This window comes from Pseudomonas sp. GNP013, from assembly GCF_054343995.1.
Genome location: NZ_JBTGUT010000001.1, coordinates 532,542 through 551,000, shown reverse-complemented (window position 1 = coordinate 551,000; position 18,459 = coordinate 532,542). Strand labels below are relative to the sequence as shown.

Genomic DNA, 18,459 nt, shown 5'->3' with positions numbered 1-18,459 from the left:
TGGTGGTTGTTGAAGAAGTATTCAGCGGGGTGATTGACGGCCATGCATAAAAGCCAGGGTGTACACACTCTACTGTGGAAGGGAGCAAGCCCCCTCCCACAGTGATTGCATTTCACCTCACCTTCAGCGCACGCCTTCGGAGCGCAATGCTGCGGGGGTGTAGTCGGCGGCCTTGGCGGCGAAGCCGAACACGAAGCTGCGTTTCTCCTCGTTCTTCATGCCCAGGGCGATGTAGCGCCCGGCGATGAGGTCATACAGGGTTTCGACCGTGTAGGCCGGCACCTGGTGGTCGTAATAGAACTGCGCATGACCTTCGGCGACGCGCCACAGTTGGCCGCGACCGTCGTAGTGATCCACCAGCGCCACCTGCCAGCTGTCTTCGTCGATGTACATGTGGCGCTTGGCGTAGATATGCCGCTCGCTGGGCTTGACCGTACCGACCACTTCCCACACGCGGTGCAGCTCGTAGCGGGTGAGGTCCTGGTTGATGTGGCCGGCCTTGATGATGTCGTCGTACTTGAGGTTCGGCGAATCGAGCTTGTAGCTGTTGTAGGGGATGTACAGCTCTTTCTTGCCCACCAGCTTCCAGTCGTAGCGGTCGGGCGCGCCGGAGAACATGTCGAAGTTGTCGGTGGTGCGCAGGCCGTCGGAAGCGGTGCCCGGCCCGTCATATGACACTTGCGGTGCACGCCGCACACGGCGCTGGCCGGCGTTGTAGATCCAGGCCAGGCGCGGCTCCTTCACCTGATCGAGGGTTTCGTGCACCAGCAGCACGTTGCCCGCCAGCCGCGCCGGGGCCGTCACCGATTGCTTGAAAAAGCTCAGCACGTTGGCCGCCTTGGCCGGGTCCATGTCGGGGATGGCCTGGGGCACTGCCACTTCTTCTTCGAAACGGATCGGCGTGTAGCTGCCGTTGGTCTGCGGCGTGGCCTGGGTGATGATGCGGCGCAGGTTGCCGCCGTGGTAACGGGTGATGTGGTTCCACTGCACCTCGACGCCAGTCTTGGGAATCGGGAACGCGTAATAGCGGTTGCCGGTGAAGTTCTCCAGGCCGTTGCCGTCGTTGATCGCCTTGACGTTCAACGCGCTGCGCTTGATCGACTCGTAGATGTCCGGCGGCAGGTTTACCGTACGGTGGCTGGGGTACACCGGGATCTTGTAGGTCTCGGGGTAACGCTTGAACATCGCCACCTGGCCGTCGGAGAGTTTGCTCTGGTACTTATCGACGGTGGCGGCGGTGATCACGAACAGTGGTTTTTCACTGGCAAACGGATCGGCCAGAAAGCCTTTGCTGTCCACCGCGCCGGCGTTTTTCGGGATGCCGCCGGTCCAGGCCGGGATCGAGCCGTCAGCATTGCCGGCCTTTTCGGCACCGACCGGCGTGAGGGTGGTGCCCAATTTGGCGGCCTCTTGCGGCGAGACCGCCGCCATCACGTGAGCGGCCAGCAGACTCAGGGCCAACGCTGCAATTGTCTTACGCATAAGTTCTTGTCCTTCTTTAAGCCAAATCAGAAGTTCACGCCGAAGCTGAGGGCGAGGAAGTCGCGGTCGGTCAGGGTGTTGTAGTCGCCGCCAAAAAAGTCGGTGTAGCTGAGGCTGGCGGTGTAGGTGCTGCGGTAGTCGGCATCCACGCCGACGCTGATGGCCTTGGCGCCCTTGTTGAAGATGCCGTTGGGGCCGTAGCCGGCGACGTCATGGGACCAGGACAGGTTGGGCTTGAGGTTCACCCCGGCAATCGCGTTGTTGTAGTCCAGGATCGCCCGCGCGCGGTAGCCCCAGGAGGTGGAGGTGACGAAGCCATCGGTGTCACCCTGAAACCCGTAAGCGCCGTACACCGAGTCGCGGCCGTAACGCAGCTTGGCTTTGTCTTCCAGGCCGGCAACGTGCACCACAGCCGCCTCGCCCACCAGGGTCAAGCGCTCGGCGCCCAGCACCTGGTCGAAAAACTGGGTCATGGTGCTCTGGATCTGGGTGATTTCCTTGCGCCGGTAACCCACGTTATCGGCGCCGAACGAGCTGCGGATGGGCGAGGCGGTGTTACCGGCAATCGGGTTGATCAGCGCCAGGGTCAGGTCGGTGGTGTTGAGTTGCACCGGGGCGTTGGGGCGGTAGCTGATTTCCCCGGTCCACGCCGTGCCGGTGGGCAAGGTGGTGGAGAAGCTGGCGCCGAACAGGCGGATATCCTCGGGATAGTCGAGGTAATACTGGCCGCGGCCGAGCATCAGACTTTGCACCAGGCCCGCACCGGAGCCGGGCGCCAGGCGGTTGGCGGCACCTGCAATGGCGCCGAGGGTCGCAAGGCTGGTGTTGTTGGTAAGGGTGCCCACGGTCGGCGTGCGGCTGTGGTAGTTCATGAAGTACAGGCCGTACTCGGTGTCGTCGCCGAGCCAGCGCAGGGCCGCGCCGAACTGGCCGGAGTCGCGCGCATCGCGGTCGCCGGCACGCCGTACGATCACGCCTTCATTGGTCACGCCGAAACCCTGGCCGAATGCGGCGGCCACCGGTTGCAGGGGCCGGATCGCCGGGCTGCCGACCGTGTAGTTATTGGTGCAACCGTCCGCCGCCACATCGCCGCCAAAGAAGGTGCCGCAGTTGTCCAGCACCGTCTGGTCCCATTCCAGTTGGTAGAAGCCTTCGACGGTGAGCTGACTGGTGAGGCTTTGGGAGGCGAACAGCATGTTCACCGGGATCAGGCCTTCCTTGATCTCGGCGCCCGGGCGGCGGAACGCGGAGACGTCAACCGGGTTGATGCTGTTGATGGAGTTGCCGATAAACGTGCTTTCGCCCCAGCTGACCACTTGCTTGCCGGCGCGCACGGTGCCCGGCAGGTCGCCCAGGGAATAGTTGTGATACACGAAGGCATCGAGGATCTGCGCGCCACTGGATTTGGCGCCCTCTTTGCGGTTGTGATCGCTGATGGGCTTGAACTCGCGGTCTTCGTCCTTGAGTTCGAAGTCGTACCAGTATTTGCCACGCACGAACACGCCGGTATCACCGTATTTCAACTCGAGGTCGTGCAGGCCTTTGAAGATTTTCGAGAAGGTCTCGCCTTTCTTGAAGTTGAGCCGCCCGTCATCGCCCGTGGAAGCCTGGCCACTGCCACCGTTGACGGTGCCCACCAGCTTGCGGTCGGCATCACGCATGCCCCAACTGGCGCCCACCGACAGCGACGAATCGAATTGCCCTTCGATCTCGCCGATGTTGAACGAAACAGCCTGCGCCTGGGCGCAGCAACCCAAGGCAACCGCAGCGGCCAGCGCCTGCGGCATGAAGATGGCGCGCATTGTTGTTTTTGTCATGCGTCTTCCCCGGTGAGTAACAGAAGGCTTCACCCTACTGCCGCCCGTGGGGAGCGATAAGCGCACCAAGGAGGTATTCGTGTTGTCGTTCGAAAGGATTAACGGCCACGCTGGCCGGGCTTCGGGCGCGGGCATGCAGCGGATGGATGGAGTCTTATCAAAGGGATGGATGGATCGTTACCAATTTTGTAATAGTCCTTGTCCCAATGAGGTATTACTCATTCTGTAACAAACGACTATTCTGACCCGGCTTTAAGAGCACTGCGCTCGCTCCCACCCCAGGGTGCAAAGCCGGATTCAACTTGATTGATGTTTTTATTCAATCGGTTATCGGTGTTCATTGACGTTTATCTGCCGCTCCTTGGTACAACGTCTTACTTCAGCCGCTGCATTTGCAGCGGCTTTTTTTTGCCTGGGGATTAAAAGACGATCACGCAACGATCAGAGGCTGTACTTCTGCAAATTGGCCATCATCTCCTTCAGCGCCTCGATGTTGTCCTGCGGATGGGCGGCTCCTTCGAAGTCGCAGATCTGTGCCCAGTGCGCCGCCACATCCTCGGGCGAGAAGCCGGCCTGCGGATCAAAACCCACCCCCAGGCTGCGCTCCCAGCGGGTCTTGCCGATCCAGCCACCGCCGACTTCAAACAGGCCCGAGGTGTCCTGGCAGGCCTCGCTGCCCAGGTACACCACCAGCGGGCTGACCAACTCCGGCTTGAGGCGCTCGAACACCTGCGGCGGGATCAGGCCTTCGGTCATGCGCGTGCCGCCGGTGGGGGCAATGGCGTTGACCAAAATGTTGTGCTTGCGCCCTTCCAGCGCCAGGGTGCGGGTCAGGCCATACAGCCCGAGCTTGGCCATGCCGTAGTTGGACTGGCCGAAGTTGCCGTAGATGCCTGAGGTGGACGCGGTGAAGATCACCCGTCCGTACGCTTGCTCACGCAGGTGCGGCCAGGCGGCGCGGGTGACTTTGTAGGCGCCTTCGACATGCACCCGGTAAACCAGGTCCCAATCGCTGTCCTCCATCTTGTGGAAGGTTTTGTCGCGCAGGATGCCGGCGTTGTTGACCACCACGTCGATGCGACCGAATGCGTCCATGGCGTTCTGCACAATCCTGTCACCGTCGGTGACCGAGTCATGGTTGGCCTCGGCAATGCCACCGGCTTCGCGGATTTCGGCAACCACCCGATCGGCCGCCGAGGCGTTGGCGCCTTCGCCCTGGGCGGAGCCGCCGAGATCGTTGACCAGTACCCTGGCCCCGTGCCTGGCAAACAGCAGCGCATGGGCGCGGCCCAACCCGCCGCCGGCACCGGTGACGATCACGACCTTATCCTGGAACTGCACTGACTCACTCATACCGAACTCCACAGGCGACAATGACAATGGCTCGAGTGTCCGGCACCGGGCGTGCGGTCACAATGAACACGGCCGCGGCTGAATGGTGCGCGATAAGGCAGCGGGATGATTGCGGGGCAAGCCCTAATGCCGTTCAGTTAAGCGCAGATTCCCTGTGGCGAGCAGGCTTGTCCTGCGTTGGGCTGCGCAGCAGCCCCAAAACCAGACGCTGAGCCGTATCACGTACACCGCGTTTTGCTTGATTGGGGGCGCTTCGCACCCCAACGCGGGGCAAGCCCGCTCGCCACAATAAGCCCACAAGAGCCCTCTTGATCGTTCCCACGCGTGGGAACAATCAAAATTTCCTTAACTGAACGGCATTAGGGCAAGCCCGGTTGTTGTGGCTATGGCGAGCGCGCTCGCCACAGGGATATTGGTTGGCTGAAATAGGCTTACCCAAGGCTTCATCGCGAGCAAGCCCCCTCCCACACGGTGACGCGTGCGATGTGCGCGCGAAACGTCAGGTAGTGTTTGAGCACCTGCACCGGCGCTTCGATCTGCGGGTAGTGGCCGATATTGGTCAGCAGCACGGTATCGGCGTGGGGCACCAGTTGATGGTATCGCTCCACCATGTGTGCGCCGGAGATCGGGTCGACCTCGCCATCGATCACGCGCAACGGCACATCGCCCACTTGCATGGCCGCCACCCAGCGATCGCGCAGGGTACGGCGCTGGGGCACGTAGGCGATGAGTTTGTGCAGGATGCGCGTGCCGTCGTTGGCGCTGATCAGGCTCCAGAAATCGTCCAGAGCGCTTTCGCTGGGGCGGGTCTGGGGGCCGAAGATCTGGCTGAAGCTGTTGGACAGGGCGTTGCGCCCAAAGGCGCGGCTGATCATCCACCCCAGCGGGCTGAGCAAAAGCTTTTGCAGCAGCGCCGGGTGATGGGTTTCGGGAAACAACCCGCCGTTGAGGAACACGCAACTGGCCATCTGGAAGCGGCCTTCGTAATGCCGTGCCAGCAGTTCCTGGGCGACACTGTCGCCGTAGTCATGGGCCAGCACATGCACGGGCTGCTCGACCCCCAGGTGCTGGAGCAGCGCCTGTTGCAGATCGGCCTGCTCCAGCAGGCAATAGCCATGATCCAGCGGCTTGGCCGAATCGCCAAAGCCGAGCATGTCGCAGGCGATCACCAGGTTGCGCTGGGCCAGGGGCTGCCACAGGTAGTGCCAGTCCCAACTGGCGGTGGGGAAGCCATGGATCAGCAGCAGCGGCTCACCCTGGCCGGCCACCCAGTAACGAATGGTATGGCCGCGAAAGTCAAAACTGCGGCTGCGCTTGCGCCAGGCACGCAACGGGATCTCGGCGAGTGGCATCAGGTTTTATACCCCGGGTCTTGCAGCTCGAGTTTGCGCAGCAGCGCAGGCCAGGCCAGCGCGCCGCCCAGGCCCTGAGCACTGCGGGTGACGGCGGCGGCCATGGCCTTCGCGCCGGCGAGAATCTGCGGTTCGATGGCGATTAACTCTGCGCCGCCGGTTTGCGCCAGTACCTGAATATCACAGGCCCGCTGAAAGATGAACATCATCAGGAATGTATCGGCAATGGTGCTGCCGCAGGTCAGCAGGCCATGGTTGTGCAGCATCAGAAAACCGTTGTCGCCCAGATCGGCCTGCAGGCGGACCTTCTCCTCGTGGTTCAGCGCCACGCCTTCGTAGGCGTGGTAGGCCAGGCTCGCCAGCACGAACAACGATTGCTGGCTGATCGGCAGTACCCCCTGCCTCTGCGCCGCCACCGCCACGCCGGCGGCGGTGTGGGTATGCAGTACGCACACCACGTCATGCCGCACTTCATGAATGGCGCTGTGAATGGTGTAGCCCGCAGGGTTGATCTCGTAGGGGCTGTCCATCAGTTTATTGCCGGCCTGATCGACCTTGACCAGACTCGACGCGGTGATCTCGTGGAACATCAGCCCATAGGGGTTGATCAGGAAGTCTTCGGTGCCCGGCACCTTGGCCGAGATATGGGTGAAGATCAGATCGTCCCAACCGTGCATCGCCACCAGGCGATAGCAGGCCGCCAGATCGACACGCGCTTGCCATTCGGCGGCGCTGACCTGGTCTTTGACATTCGGTGGCGATAGAACGGGGGATAGGCTCACGGCGATGACCTCCTTGGCGCATTTCTTATTATTTTTTTGAGTGATGGGCCAGTCTAGTCAGACACCCTGGCGCGATGAGTTGCCTTCGCAGCCAGCTTGATGACCGTGCGAGTCAGTTGTAAGAATAGTCCAGATCAGGGGTCGGCGGCGTCAGAGAAGCGCCGCCAGAAAAGCCGCAATCAGCCGCGCAGGGCCGTTATCAGCTCGCTCAGCCAGGGCTCGGCGTCGGCTTCCGGGGTGACGCTTTCGCTGGCGTCCAGGCGCAGCATCGGCAGGACTTCGCGCACGCCAAGCTCTGCGAAGAGTTCACGCATCTGCTCGCCACCACCGCAGAAGGTGTCGCCATAGCTGGCGTCGCCCAGGCCGATCACGGCGCCCGGGAGTCCGCGCCAGGCGGCGGGCAGTTGGTCACGGATGCTCGAATACAAGGGCTGCAGATTGTCGGGCAATTCGCCCATGCCGGTGGTGGAAGTCACGGCCAGCAAAGCCTCGGGCGCAAATGCCTGCACCTCTGCCAGGGTGGCGCGAGGGTTGTGCCAGGCTTCGAAGCCGGCCGCATTGAGGATGCCGACGGCGTGGCGGGCGACTTCTTCAGCCGTGCCGTACACTGAGCCGGAAAGGATGGCGACTTTCATCAATCTGATCCTGTGGTTGAGTGAAAGCCTGGGATATTAACAGTTGAGGCATATAGTTCGGTGCGCCCCGTGCAACATCCTGCCGGTGCCATAAACTGCCCTTTGAAAACACGCTTTGGACCGCTTAATGATTAACCCCAACCTGATGCAAATGGTGATCAACGCTTCCAACGACGGCATCGTGGTCGCCGAACGGGAAGGCCGAGAGACGCCGGTGATCTACGTCAACCCGGCGTTCGAGCGTCTGACCGGCTACACCCTCGATGAAATCCTCTATCAGGACTGCCGCTTCCTGCAGACCGGTGACCGCGACCAGCCGGGCCTGATAGCAGTCCGCAAAGCCATGCAAGAAGGCAGCCCCTGCCGCGAAATCCTGCGCAACTACCGCAAGGACGGCACGCTGTTCTGGAATGAGCTGTCGCTTTCTACCCTGTATAACGAGGCCGACAAGCTGACGTATTTCATCGGTGTGCAAAAGGACGTCACGCTGCAGGTCAAGGCTCAGCAGCGCGTCGCGCAGCTTGAAGCGGAACTGGCCGGGGTCAAGGCTGAGCTCGCAGCGCTGAAGGCGGCGGCCGGATCGAATAAAGTTTAGAAAACGTCGGCATTAGAATGGATAATCGCCCCTTACTCTTCCTCATTGAGCCCGATCAATGTCACGCGAAGCGCTTCTGACTCAGGATGAGTTGGATTTCATTCAGAACATGCAGCACAACCCCCAGCTCAATCTAAGGGATGCATCGTCGAGCCTGACGGTCAATGGCGGTGCGCAATTGCGCGACCTGCTCACCCGGCTGGCGGCTCACGATCACGTCACGCTGCAGGCGCAATTCGACAACCAGCAACTCACGTTCCCGCTGCATCTGGAGGAGGATGAGTTCAATGCGGTGCATTTGCGAGTCGGGGTGCCGAGCATCTTCGAAGACGGGCCGATGATCCGCCCGTGGCGCCTGGCGCTGGATACACCGGTGGCGCTGGAAAACATCCGCGGCACCCCCGGCGCACTGTGGGTGCATCAGGTGTCATTCAAGGGCGTGCTGGTGGAGATGCGTGGCCGGGTCAAGCCGCCCAAGAGTTTTTCGCTGTGGTTCAGCCCATCGGGCTACGAGCGAATTTCGCTGCGCGGTGCGTTCGAGCGGGAGACGGCGCGGGGCCTGTTCGCCTACCGCCTCAGCCAGGGTGATGCGGATGAAACCGAGCGCCTGCGCCAGTTCATCCTGCACGAACACCGCCGGGTGCACCCGCATATGCACGCCTGAATTCAGGCATCCAGCTTCGCGCCGATAAACTGCTGCAAGCGAGCCTGCATCAACTTACCGTCATTGCCCAGGCAGCCGATGGTGGAATCCACCAGGCCTTCGCGGGCCAGGTCCGACGCGTCTCCGGCCAGCAGCAACGGGCAGTCCAGGGTCAGCGCCAGGCGTTTGAGGCGCAGCGGCAATTCGCTGCCAGGCGCGTGATTGGAAAACAACACCAGTGCGCGCGGTCGGGTCTTTTCGCACACCAGCGTCAACTCATCGAACGGCTGGCCCACGCCCAGCACCTTGACCGAGAGCTGATCGCTGCTCATCAAGACCCCTGCCACCAACAATTCCAGCTCACGACACTCTCCGGCAATGGCCGCCAGCAACACACGCGGCGCCGGAGAAGCGCAGGCCAGTCGCAAGCGTTTTGAGGTACTGGCACGCAGAAAGTTATCGAAGAACAACCATTCACTGGCCTGGCCGAAGCGGCCTTGATGGCGCAACAGGTCGCTCCACAGCGGCATCAGGATGCCTTGGAACGCTACGCTGGCCGGGTAAGTCGCAAAAATCCGGCCGTAGAGGGTGTCCAACTGGGCATCGTCAAAAGCGCTGATCGCAAGCATCAACTGCGCCTGCCAACTCGGCCATTCTCCCTCTTCGACCGGGTTTCGCTCAGCGCGCACCACCACGGCCTGCTGGTCATCACGGGCGATGATCTTCGCGACCTTGCTGACGGCCAGGCCGCGTTCGATCCAGTCGAGGATGCGATTGACCGTGTCGATATCCGCCCTGGAGTACAGACGATGCCCACTTTCGGTGCGTGTGGGCTGGATCAGCGCATAGCGCCGCTCCCAGGCACGCAGGGTAACGGGGTTGACGCCGGTCAACCTGGAGACTTCACGAATCGGAAACAGCTGGTCGGAAACGGAGTCGGCAACCGGGGCGATTTCGTGAACAGGAGCAATGGTTTCGGACATCAGGCGGCCACGACGTACGTGAAATTGGATCCCATTTAACGCTTTTATACCGTGGTTTTTCAAGGACCGTGCCTATCGGACCAATGTCGCTGGTGTATTCGCGCAAAACAGGAATAATCCTTGCCTGCCTTTTCAACAGAGCTGCAACACCCCGCAGCTTCGTTTGTGCGCCACCTACCCGGTTCAGCGCACCCGTACATTCGGAGATACACAATGTCTACCTCACCCGTCACCTTGATGGTTGCGCGCCGTGTGGCCAAAGGGCGCTATGAAGAACTGATGGCCTGGCTGCGCGAAGGCGAGCAACTGGCCACGGACTTCCCCGGTTACCTGGGCTCCGGCGTACTGGCCCCGCCGCCCCATGACGATGAATTTCAGATCATCTTCCGCTTCGCCGATGAAACCACCCTGCACGCCTGGGAGTTTTCCGCCTCGCGCAGTGCGTGGCTGAGCCGTGGCAGCGAGCTGTTTGCCGACCCGTCCGAACACCGCGTGCGCGGCATCGATGGCTGGTTTGGCGCAGCGGGCGCGCGACCGCCGCGCTGGAAACAGGCGGTGGCGATCTGGCTGGCGTTTTTCCCGGTGTCGCTGCTGTTCAACTTTGGCCTGGGGCCGCTGCTGGGCGAGCTGGATCTGGTCCCGCGCATTCTGATCAGCACCCTGGCGCTTACGCCGTTGATGGTGTTCTGGTTCATTCCTCTGTCGACCCACCTGCTGGCCAACTGGCTCCACCCATCGCCGCCGTCCAAGGCCACGCAAGCTCCGGCCTGAGTACAGGGAAGGCCGGTCGCTGGTATAGTTTCAACCTGCCCGCGACCTGAGCCTCCCATGACCGCACCCCTTGCCCCGATCCTGATCACCGGCGCTGCCCAGCGCGTCGGCCTGCATTGTGCCGAGCGCCTGCTGGACGCGGGTCAGCCGGTGATTTTCAGCTACCGCAGCGAGCGCCCGGGTGTGCACGCGTTGCGCGAGCGCGGTGCCACAGGCCTGTTTGCCGACTTCTCCAGCGAGGCCGGGATTCTTGCGTTTATCACCGAGCTGAAAACCCATACCGACTGCCTGCGTGCAATCATCCACAACGCCTCGACCTGGGTCGCGCCAACGCCGGGCGACGAAAGCCGCGCGTTTACCGACATGTTCAGTGTGCACATGCTTGCGCCGTATCTGATCAACCTGCATTGTTCAACCTTGCTGCACCGCTCGACACCTGCCGATATCGTGCATATCAGCGATGACGTGGTACGCAAGGGCAGCCACCGGCACATCGCCTATTGCGCCACCAAGGCCGGGCTCGACAGCCTCACGCTGTCGTTTGCGGCGCAGTTCGCGCCGCTGATCAAGGTCAACGGCATTGCGCCGGCGATGGTGTTGTTCAACGAGGGCGACGATGCCGCTTACCGCGACAAAGTCCTGGCCAAGTCGGCCCTGGGCATCGAGCCCGGGCCCGACGTGATCTACCAGAGTGTGCGTTACCTGCTGGACAACCCCTATGTCACTGGAACCACCCTGACCGTCAACGGTGGGCGGCATATCAAGTAAGCCGTTTTTGAGGATGTTGTATGACTGTATCCCTGCCCCACCACTATCGCGAGATCCTCAAGGGCCTGGGTGAAGACCCGGAACGCGAAGGCCTGCTCGACACCCCCAAGCGCGCCGCCAAGGCCATGCAATACCTGTGTCATGGCTACGAGCAGAACCTGGAAACCATCGTCAACGGTGCGTTGTTCGCGTCCGACAACGATGAGATGGTGATCCTCAAGGACATCGAGCTGTATTCGCTGTGCGAGCACCACCTGCTGCCCTTTATCGGCAAGGCCCATGTGGCCTATATTCCGACCGGCAAGGTGCTGGGCCTGTCGAAGCTGGCGCGCATCGTCGACATGTTCGCCCGGCGCCTGCAGATTCAGGAGAACCTCACGCGGCAAATCGCCGATGCCATCCAGAGCGTAACCCAGGCCGCCGGCGTGGCCGTGGTGATCGAGGCCCGGCACATGTGCATGATGATGCGCGGCGTGGAAAAACAGAATTCAACCATGAACACTTCGGTGATGCTCGGCGCGTTTCGCGAGTCGAGCACCACGCGCATGGAGTTCCTGCAACTGATTGGACGGAGCAAGTAGCAATGCCACAACTTCAACCAGGCATGGCGCGCATCCGGGTCAAGGACCTGTGCCTGCGTACCTTTATCGGCATCAACGAGGAAGAAATCCTCAACAAGCAGGACGTGCTGATCAACCTGACCATCCTGTATGCCGCCCAGGCAGCCGTGCGCGACAACGATATCGACCACGCCCTGAACTACCGCACCATCACCAAAGCGATCATTGCTCATGTGGAAGGCAACCGCTTTGCCTTGCTCGAACGCCTCACCCAGGAACTGCTGGACCTGGTGATGGGCAATGAATCCGTCCTGTATGCCGAAGTCGAAGTGGACAAGCCCCATGCGCTGCGCTTTGCCGAATCGGTGTCGATTACCCTGGCGGCCAGCCGCTGACAGTGAAGTGAGCCCTATGAACGACCAACAACGCCTCGAACTCGAAGCCGCCGCCTTTCGCCGGCTGGTGGCGCACCTGGACAGCCGCAAGGATGTACAGAACATCGACCTGATGAACCTGTCGGGCTTCTGCCGTAACTGCTTGTCCAAGTGGTACAAGGCCGAGGCCGACGAGCGCCAGATCGAACTGAGCCTGGATGACGCCCGGGAAGTGGTGTACGGCATGCCCTACGCCGAGTGGAAAGCCCAGTACCAGCAAGAAGCCAGCGCCGACCAGCAGGCCGCGTTTGCCAAAGGAAAAACCCATGACTGACCTGAACACCCTGCGCGCCAGCCTCAACAGCGGCGAACACCTGTTTGCCGACACCCTGGCGTTTATCGCCGCCGGTTACGACTACCAGCCGCAAGCCTTCACCAATGGCAACGTGGAAAATGCGGCCGGCCAGAACGAAGGTTCGTGCAAGACCTTGGGTTTGGCGTTGCTGGAAGGGTTGAGCGACCAGCAAGCATTGCTGGCGTTTGGGGAGCATTACCGGTCGGTGATGGCGACGCCGGAGGGCAGTGACCATGGCAATATCCGGGCGTTGATCGAGCATGGCCTGGCCGGGGTGAAGTTCACCGCGCAGCCCCTGACCCGCAAATCCTGACATAGATCAACATGTGGGAGGGGGCTTGCCCTAATGCCAGTCAGTTAAGCGCCGCTCCCCTGTGGGAACGGCGGTGCGACGATTCGACTTGCCCGCGAAAGCGGTGGGTCTTCAACATCAATGTTTGCTGGGCCGACGCCATCGGGAGCAAGCCCCCTCCCACATTTTGTACAGCGTTCGGCAGACATTTCGGTCGGCTCTCAGGCCGCCACGCTTTTGCTTTTGCTTTTGATCTGGAAGCGCCCCGTCAAACACGCTGGCCGAACGCAGATTTTGGAGCGTGGGTAACCCGGCAGGACGCCGGGTTAGCCGCGCTGGGCCAAGGATGGCCCATCGCGGCGGCCCACGCTCCAAAGCCTGAGTGAGGGCACACCGAGCCTGGGCGAGGTGCCGAGTGTTGGGGCAAGAGCGTTTTGCTTACTTTTGCGCTTTTCAAAAGTGAGCCGCCGTAAGGGCGGAACCCTAAGCCGCCGTTACCGCACAAACCGATAGGTACACCGAAAAGTCGCACCGCTCGTTGCTTCGAGCATCACGCTGGCTTAACTGAACGGCATTAGGGCTTGCCCCCTCCCACATTTGTCTTGCGGTGTGATTTAGATTGGGCATAAAAAAACCGGCCTCTCAGCCGGTTTTTTCAGTTCAACAGGTTTAGAACGACGCGTCCTTCAACCCATCGAGGTAGCGCTCGGCGTCCAGGGCCGCCATGCAGCCGGCGCCGGCCGAGGTAATGGCCTGGCGGTAGACGTGGTCGGCCACGTCACCGGCGGCGAAGATGCCGTCGATGTTGGTGGCTGTCGCGTTGCCTTCACGGCCGCCCTGCACCACCAGGTAACCGTCCTTGGCGTCCAGCACGCCTTCGAACAGCGAGGTGTTCGGGGTGTGGCCGATGGCGATGAACACGCCGTCGACTTTCAACTCGTCGAAGCTGCCGTCGTTGTTCTTCAGGCGAGCACCGGTCACGCCCATGTTGTCGCCCAGGACTTCGTCCAGGGTGGCGTTGAGCTTGAGGATGATCTTGCCTTCGGCAACACGCGCGTGCAGCTTGTCGATCAGGATCTTCTCGGCGCGGAAGGTCTCGCGACGGTGCACCAGGGTCACGGTGCTGGCGATGTTGGCCAGGTACAGCGCTTCTTCCACGGCGGTGTTGCCACCACCGACCACGGCGACCGGCTTGTTGCGGTAGAAGAAACCGTCGCAGGTGGCGCAGGCGGACACGCCTTTGCCCATGAACGCTTCTTCCGACGGCAGGCCCAGGTAACGGGCGCTGGCGCCGGTGGCGATGATCAGCGCGTCACAGGTGTACACGCCGCTGTCGCCGGTCAGGCTGTAAGGCTTCTTGGAGAAGTCGACTTTGTTGATGTGGTCGAACACGATCTCGGTTTCAAAGCGCTCGGCGTGCTCCTTCATGCGTTCCATCAGCGCCGGGCCGGTCAGGCCGTGCACGTCACCCGGCCAGTTGTCGACTTCGGTGGTGGTGGTCAGTTGACCGCCCGCCTGCATGCCGGTGATCAGCAGCGGCTTGAGGTTGGCTCGGGCAGCGTAGACGGCTGCGCTGTAACCGGCAGGGCCGGAACCGAGAATAATCACTCGCGAATGACGGGTATCAGACATGACTCACTCCTGTCGACCGCCCGCAGAACAGGACGGCTGGAATAAAAAAGGACTGCGAAGCACTTGGGGAAGGCTTGAACTCGCAGATCCTGAAAATGATGGGTGCAGCGTATAGAGGGGGGCAAGATTAAGGAAATACGCATTAACAATCCAGCTCATAGGTGGTCTCTATGCAGTCGACTTGACTCATCGACGGCTTTGTAACTGCTGATGTTGCCGCTTTCGACTTGAGTGCAAAGTCGGTAAGGTCGGCGCGTTCGTCATCCTGCTCGGAGTTCACCATGCCCGCTCCTGTTCTTTCCGGCCCGCAATACCTGCGCGAAGGCCTCAAACTGGTATTGAGCCCAGGCCTGCGCCTGTTCGTGCTGCTGCCGCTGGCGATCAACCTGGTGCTGTTCGTCGGCTTGATCTATTTCGCCGGCCATCAGTTCAGCCTGTGGGTCGATCACCTGATGCCAACGCTGCCCGGCTGGCTGAGCTTTCTGAATTACCTGTTGTGGCCGCTGTTCGTGGTGCTGGTGGTGCTGATGGTGTTTTTCACCTTCACCATGCTCGCCAATATCATCGCAGCGCCGTTCAACGGGTTTCTGTCGGAAAAGGTCGAAGTGGTGGTACGCGGCACCGATGACTTCCCGGCATTCAGCTGGGGCGAGTTGATCGCTATGGTCCCGCGCACCCTGGCCCGGGAAATGCGCAAGCTGGGCTATTTCCTGCCCCGCGCCATCGGGCTGTTTATCCTGTCATTCATTCCGGTGGTCAACCTGATCGCAGCGCCGCTGTGGCTGCTGTTCGGCGTGTGGATGATGGCGATCCAGTACATCGACTACCCGGCCGACAACCACAAGCTGGGCTGGAACGAAATGCTCGCCTGGCTGCGCCAGAAGCGCTGGCAGAGCATGAGTTTTGGCGGGGTCGTCTATCTGGTGCTGCTGGTGCCGGTGGTGAACCTGCTGATGATGCCGGCGGCGGTGGCCGGCGCGACGCTGTTCTGGGTGCGCGAGCAAGGGGCCGAGGCGATGGCGGCGCAGCAGATCACTCGGTCATAAATCCATCATCCGCGCGACACATTGACGACATGGCCCACAGCGACACTGTGGGTCATGACGACAGCCTCGCTCCACATCACTCTGATCACCGAAACCTTCCCGCCGGAAATCAACGGGGTGGCCAATACCCTTGGCCGTCTGTGCGACGGTTTGCGCGCCCGTGGCCACGTGGTCGAACTGGTTCGCCCGCGCCAGGGCGTCGACCAGTGCCGACCCAGCGACGACGAACTGCTGCTGTGCCGCGGCTGGCCGCTGCCAGGCTACCCCGGCCTGCAATGGGGCCAGTCGTCGATGCACAAGCTGTTGCGACGCTGGACGCGCCAACGCCCGGACGTGCTGTACATCGCCACTGAGGGCCCACTGGGGCTCTCGGCCTTGCGCGCGGCGCGCAGGTTGGGCATCAGCGTGGTGAGCGGCTTTCACACCAATTTTCAGCAATACACCAACCGCTACGGGTTGAGCCTGCTGAGCCGTATGGTTACGCATTACCTGCGCTGGTTTCATAACCGCTCGAGCCTGACCCTGGTGCCCAGCGCCAGCCAGCGCCTGGAGCTGGAGCGCCGGCATTTCGAACGTCTGGGGATGTTGTCGCGTGGGGTCGACAGCCAACTGTTCCATCCCGCCAAACGGGACTGCACGCTGCGTGAGAGCTGGGGCCTGGAGAGCGACGACATCGCCGTGCTGCACGTGGGGCGCCTGGCTCCGGAGAAAAATCTCGGGCTGCTCAAGCGCTGCTTTGAGGGGCTGCAGGACAGCTACCCGACCCGGCGCATGAAGCTGATCATCGTGGGTGACGGTCCGCAACGCGCGGTACTGGAGCGCGACCTGCCCGACGCCGTGTTCTGCGGCACCCGGCGAGGCGAAGAACTGGCGCGCCATTACGCCTCAGGCGATCTGTTCCTGTTTCCCAGCCTGACCGAGACCTTCGGCAATGTGGTGCTGGAAGCCATGGCCTCGGGGCTTGGTGTGGTCGCGTATGACCAGGCCGCGGCCACCCAGCATATTCGCCATGGCTACAACGGCGTGCTGGCCATGCCTGGCGATGAGGGCGCGTTTTGCGATGCAGCCATCTGGCTGCTGGAGGAGCGCGAGACCTTGCGCAGGGCACGCCTGAACGCGCGCCAGCATGCGAGCCGCCAGGGGTGGACGGCGATTATCGAGCAGTTCGAGCGTCAACTGCGCGGCGTGTGCAAGGACCCGCACCCGTTGCCGGTCCTCACGCCCTTTACACCAGGGTCGTCAACGCCTCACGACTGAACGGCAAAATATCGCCCTCACGCCCTTCACGCACCTTCACCGCCCACTCCGGGTCCACCAGCAGGGCGCGGCCCACGGCCACCAGGTCGAACTCGTCGTTGTTCAGGCGCTCGAGCAATTTTTCCAGGCTGGCCGGCTGTGCGACCTTGTCAGTGTTGACCATGAACTGCAGGAACTCGCCATCCAGGCCGACGCTGCCCACGGTGATGGTCGGCTTGCCGGTGAGCTGACGGGTCCAGCCAGCCAGGTTGAGGTCGGAGCCTTCGAACTCCGGCTCCCAGAAGCGACGGGTGGAGCAGTGGAAAATATCCACGCCGGCGTCGGACAACGGCTTGAGGAATTCACCCAGCGCCTCGGGGGTTTGCACCAGCCGCGCGGTGTAGTCCTGCTGCTTCCACTGGGAGAACCGGAAGATGATCGGGAAATCCGGGCCCACGGCGGCGCGGGTGGCCTGGATCAACTCGATGGCAAACCGCGAACGGTTGGCCAGGCTGCCGCCGTAGTCGTCGGTACGCTGGTTGCTGCCTTCCCAGAAGAACTGGTCGACCAGATAACCATGAGCGCCGTGGATCTCCACGCCATCCATGCCGATGCGCTGAGCATCCCTGGCGGCCTGAGCGAAGGCGTCGATCACGTCCTTGATGTCCTGAACGGTCATGCCGTGGACGACCACCGTGCCATCCTTGAGTTTTTCCATCGGGCCGTAAGCCGGCACGCTGGCGTCAGGCTCGGTGCCGAGACGGCGCACACTGCCCACGTGCCACAGCTGCGGGACGATCTTGCCGCCTTCGGCATGTACCGCGTCGACCACCTGCTTCCAGCCGGCCAGGGCGGCTTCGCCGTAAAAATGCGGGACGTTGGGGTAGCCATTGGAGGCCACATGACCGACCACGGTGCCTTCGGTGATGATCAGGCCCACGCCGGCAGCAGCGCGGCGACGGTAGTACTCGATAACCTTGGCGTTGGGTACGCCGCCCGGCGAAAAGGAACGGGTCATGGGCGCCATGACCACGCGGGTCGACAGTTGCAGAGTACCGAGTTGGAAGGGTTTGAACAGGGCTTGGACAGGCACGGGACACTCCACGAAAGCAGGGTTTATGACGTGGATAATATGGTCCGGAGCGTGCGCCGCACAGCACTATTGATCTGAGTGATTGAGGGCCAGAAGTGAGCGGAGTCTGTGACTCAGCTCAGGGCTTTTTCGATGGCCTGGACGATTGCCGGGTCTTCCGGCGGGGTACGCGGCGAGAAACGCGCCAGCACGCGCCCATCTTTGCCCAACAGGAATTTCTCGAAATTCCAGGTGATATCCCCAGGAAACTCGGCGCCCTCGCCCGCCAGCAAGCGATACAACTGGTGACGCTCGGGGCCGTTCACGTCGAGTTTGCTGCCCAGGGGAAACGTAACGCCGTAGTTCAGGCTGCAGAACTGGATGATTTCTTCGTCGGTGCCCGGTTCCTGCCCCGCAAACTGATTGCACGGCAGGCCCAGCACGGTGAACCCGAGGTCCTTGTACTGCTGATAAAGTTTTTCCAGCGCCGCATACTGCGGGGTCAAACCACATTTGGAGGCCACGTTGACCACCAGCACCACCTGCCCCTTGAAGGGTGCCAGCGGCAGTTCTTGACCGTCCAAAGCTTTGAGTTTCAGGTCGTGGAAAGCACTCATGACGAACTCCAGATATCCATGTTCTTTGCGTTGCACAGGTTCGAGATTACAGACCGCGAGCCTGCAATCATAGACACCGCTGACAAAACTCGCC

General features: G+C 61.7%; 20 protein-coding genes. 10 read left to right on the top strand and 10 right to left on the bottom strand.

The features are described from left to right. Nucleotides 1–123: 123 nt before the first annotated feature. The 6 genes from ACXX81_RS02535 to ACXX81_RS02510 form a co-directional block, all read right to left on the bottom strand. On the bottom strand, nucleotides 124–1,482 hold the full coding sequence (locus tag ACXX81_RS02535; RefSeq protein ID WP_458571153.1) for a DUF1329 domain-containing protein: 1,359 nt from the start codon (nucleotides 1,480–1,482) through the stop codon (nucleotides 124–126). Nucleotides 1,483–1,508: 26 nt separating this feature from the next. Next, nucleotides 1,509–3,299: a DUF1302 domain-containing protein gene (locus ACXX81_RS02530; protein WP_209984698.1), complete on the bottom strand. Its 1,791-nt coding sequence runs from the start codon at nucleotides 3,297–3,299 to the stop codon at nucleotides 1,509–1,511. A gap of 441 nt (nucleotides 3,300–3,740) precedes the next feature. Further along, complete coding sequence (locus tag ACXX81_RS02525; RefSeq protein ID WP_209984701.1) at nucleotides 3,741–4,652, bottom strand: SDR family oxidoreductase; 912 nt, start codon at nucleotides 4,650–4,652, stop codon at nucleotides 3,741–3,743. A gap of 443 nt (nucleotides 4,653–5,095) precedes the next feature. Beyond that, nucleotides 5,096–6,004 carry an alpha/beta fold hydrolase gene (locus ACXX81_RS02520; RefSeq protein WP_209984703.1) on the bottom strand — a complete coding sequence of 303 codons (909 nt, stop codon included), beginning with the start codon at nucleotides 6,002–6,004 and terminating at the stop codon, nucleotides 5,096–5,098. After that, nucleotides 6,004–6,786, bottom strand: coding sequence for a class II aldolase/adducin family protein (locus tag ACXX81_RS02515; RefSeq protein ID WP_209984706.1), 783 nt, complete (start codon nucleotides 6,784–6,786; stop codon nucleotides 6,004–6,006). Before ACXX81_RS02515 ends, ACXX81_RS02520 begins: the two co-directional genes overlap by 1 nt. A gap of 179 nt (nucleotides 6,787–6,965) precedes the next feature. Next, nucleotides 6,966–7,421, bottom strand: coding sequence for a flavodoxin (locus ACXX81_RS02510; RefSeq protein ID WP_209984709.1), 456 nt, complete (start codon nucleotides 7,419–7,421; stop codon nucleotides 6,966–6,968). 127 nt (nucleotides 7,422–7,548) lie between these two features. Between ACXX81_RS02510 and ACXX81_RS02505 the strand changes: the two genes are divergently transcribed. Both ACXX81_RS02505 and ACXX81_RS02500 read left to right on the top strand, forming a co-directional pair. Then, entirely contained in the window at nucleotides 7,549–8,016 is a 468-nt protein-coding gene (locus tag ACXX81_RS02505) for a PAS domain-containing protein (protein WP_231423431.1), read from the top strand. Nucleotides 8,017–8,074: 58 nt separating this feature from the next. After that, nucleotides 8,075–8,680, top strand: coding sequence for a hypothetical protein (locus ACXX81_RS02500; RefSeq protein ID WP_209984714.1), 606 nt, complete (start codon nucleotides 8,075–8,077; stop codon nucleotides 8,678–8,680). Between the two features lie 2 nt (nucleotides 8,681–8,682). On the opposite strand, the gene ACXX81_RS02495 is transcribed toward ACXX81_RS02500, so the two are convergent. Further along, on the bottom strand, nucleotides 8,683–9,642 hold the full coding sequence (locus ACXX81_RS02495; protein WP_209984720.1) for a MerR family transcriptional regulator: 960 nt from the start codon (nucleotides 9,640–9,642) through the stop codon (nucleotides 8,683–8,685). A 213-nt stretch (nucleotides 9,643–9,855) separates the two neighbouring features. Between ACXX81_RS02495 and ACXX81_RS02490 the strand changes: the two genes are divergently transcribed. From ACXX81_RS02490 to ACXX81_RS02465, 6 genes are read left to right on the top strand one after another with little or no spacing between them, the layout of a single operon-like run. Next, nucleotides 9,856–10,413 carry a putative antibiotic biosynthesis monooxygenase gene (locus tag ACXX81_RS02490; protein WP_209984723.1) on the top strand — a complete coding sequence of 186 codons (558 nt, stop codon included), beginning with the start codon at nucleotides 9,856–9,858 and terminating at the stop codon, nucleotides 10,411–10,413. 57 nt (nucleotides 10,414–10,470) lie between these two features. Next, complete coding sequence (gene folM, locus ACXX81_RS02485; RefSeq protein WP_458571152.1) at nucleotides 10,471–11,181, top strand: dihydromonapterin reductase; 711 nt, start codon at nucleotides 10,471–10,473, stop codon at nucleotides 11,179–11,181. Between the two features lie 20 nt (nucleotides 11,182–11,201). Then, nucleotides 11,202–11,762, top strand: coding sequence for a GTP cyclohydrolase I FolE (folE, locus tag ACXX81_RS02480; RefSeq protein ID WP_209984729.1), 561 nt, complete (start codon nucleotides 11,202–11,204; stop codon nucleotides 11,760–11,762). A 2-nt stretch (nucleotides 11,763–11,764) separates the two neighbouring features. Beyond that, complete coding sequence (gene folX, locus ACXX81_RS02475; protein ID WP_057007329.1) at nucleotides 11,765–12,136, top strand: dihydroneopterin triphosphate 2'-epimerase; 372 nt, start codon at nucleotides 11,765–11,767, stop codon at nucleotides 12,134–12,136. A gap of 16 nt (nucleotides 12,137–12,152) precedes the next feature. Then, entirely contained in the window at nucleotides 12,153–12,449 is a 297-nt protein-coding gene (locus tag ACXX81_RS02470; protein WP_057007330.1) for a DUF1244 domain-containing protein, read from the top strand. Beyond that, nucleotides 12,442–12,783 carry a HopJ type III effector protein gene (locus tag ACXX81_RS02465; protein ID WP_209984732.1) on the top strand — a complete coding sequence of 114 codons (342 nt, stop codon included), beginning with the start codon at nucleotides 12,442–12,444 and terminating at the stop codon, nucleotides 12,781–12,783. The genes ACXX81_RS02470 and ACXX81_RS02465 overlap by 8 nt, the downstream gene beginning before the upstream one ends. A gap of 648 nt (nucleotides 12,784–13,431) precedes the next feature. Here the strand turns inward: ACXX81_RS02465 and trxB are convergent. Continuing rightward, nucleotides 13,432–14,394, bottom strand: a complete 963-nt coding sequence (gene trxB / locus ACXX81_RS02460; protein WP_209984735.1) for a thioredoxin-disulfide reductase — start codon at nucleotides 14,392–14,394, stop codon at nucleotides 13,432–13,434. Nucleotides 14,395–14,675: 281 nt separating this feature from the next. Here trxB and cysZ point away from each other — a divergent pair, with 281 nt between their 5' ends. After that, entirely contained in the window at nucleotides 14,676–15,440 is a 765-nt protein-coding gene (cysZ, locus tag ACXX81_RS02455) for a sulfate transporter CysZ (protein WP_209984738.1), read from the top strand. A gap of 54 nt (nucleotides 15,441–15,494) precedes the next feature. Further along, on the top strand, nucleotides 15,495–16,697 hold the full coding sequence (locus ACXX81_RS02450) for a glycosyltransferase family 4 protein (RefSeq protein WP_209984740.1): 1,203 nt from the start codon (nucleotides 15,495–15,497) through the stop codon (nucleotides 16,695–16,697). Here ACXX81_RS02450 and ACXX81_RS02445 read toward each other — a convergent pair. Next, the gene (locus tag ACXX81_RS02445; RefSeq protein WP_231423428.1) at nucleotides 16,666–17,769 is read right to left on the bottom strand and encodes an NADH:flavin oxidoreductase; all 1,104 of its coding nucleotides are present in this window, start codon (nucleotides 17,767–17,769) and stop codon (nucleotides 16,666–16,668) included. The two genes, ACXX81_RS02450 and ACXX81_RS02445, sit on opposite strands and share 32 nt — an antisense overlap. Nucleotides 17,770–17,882: 113 nt before the next feature. After that, nucleotides 17,883–18,365 (bottom strand): glutathione peroxidase, encoded by a 483-nt coding sequence (locus ACXX81_RS02440; RefSeq protein ID WP_458571151.1) that lies wholly within the window; start codon nucleotides 18,363–18,365, stop codon nucleotides 17,883–17,885. Nucleotides 18,366–18,459: the final 94 nt, after the last annotated feature.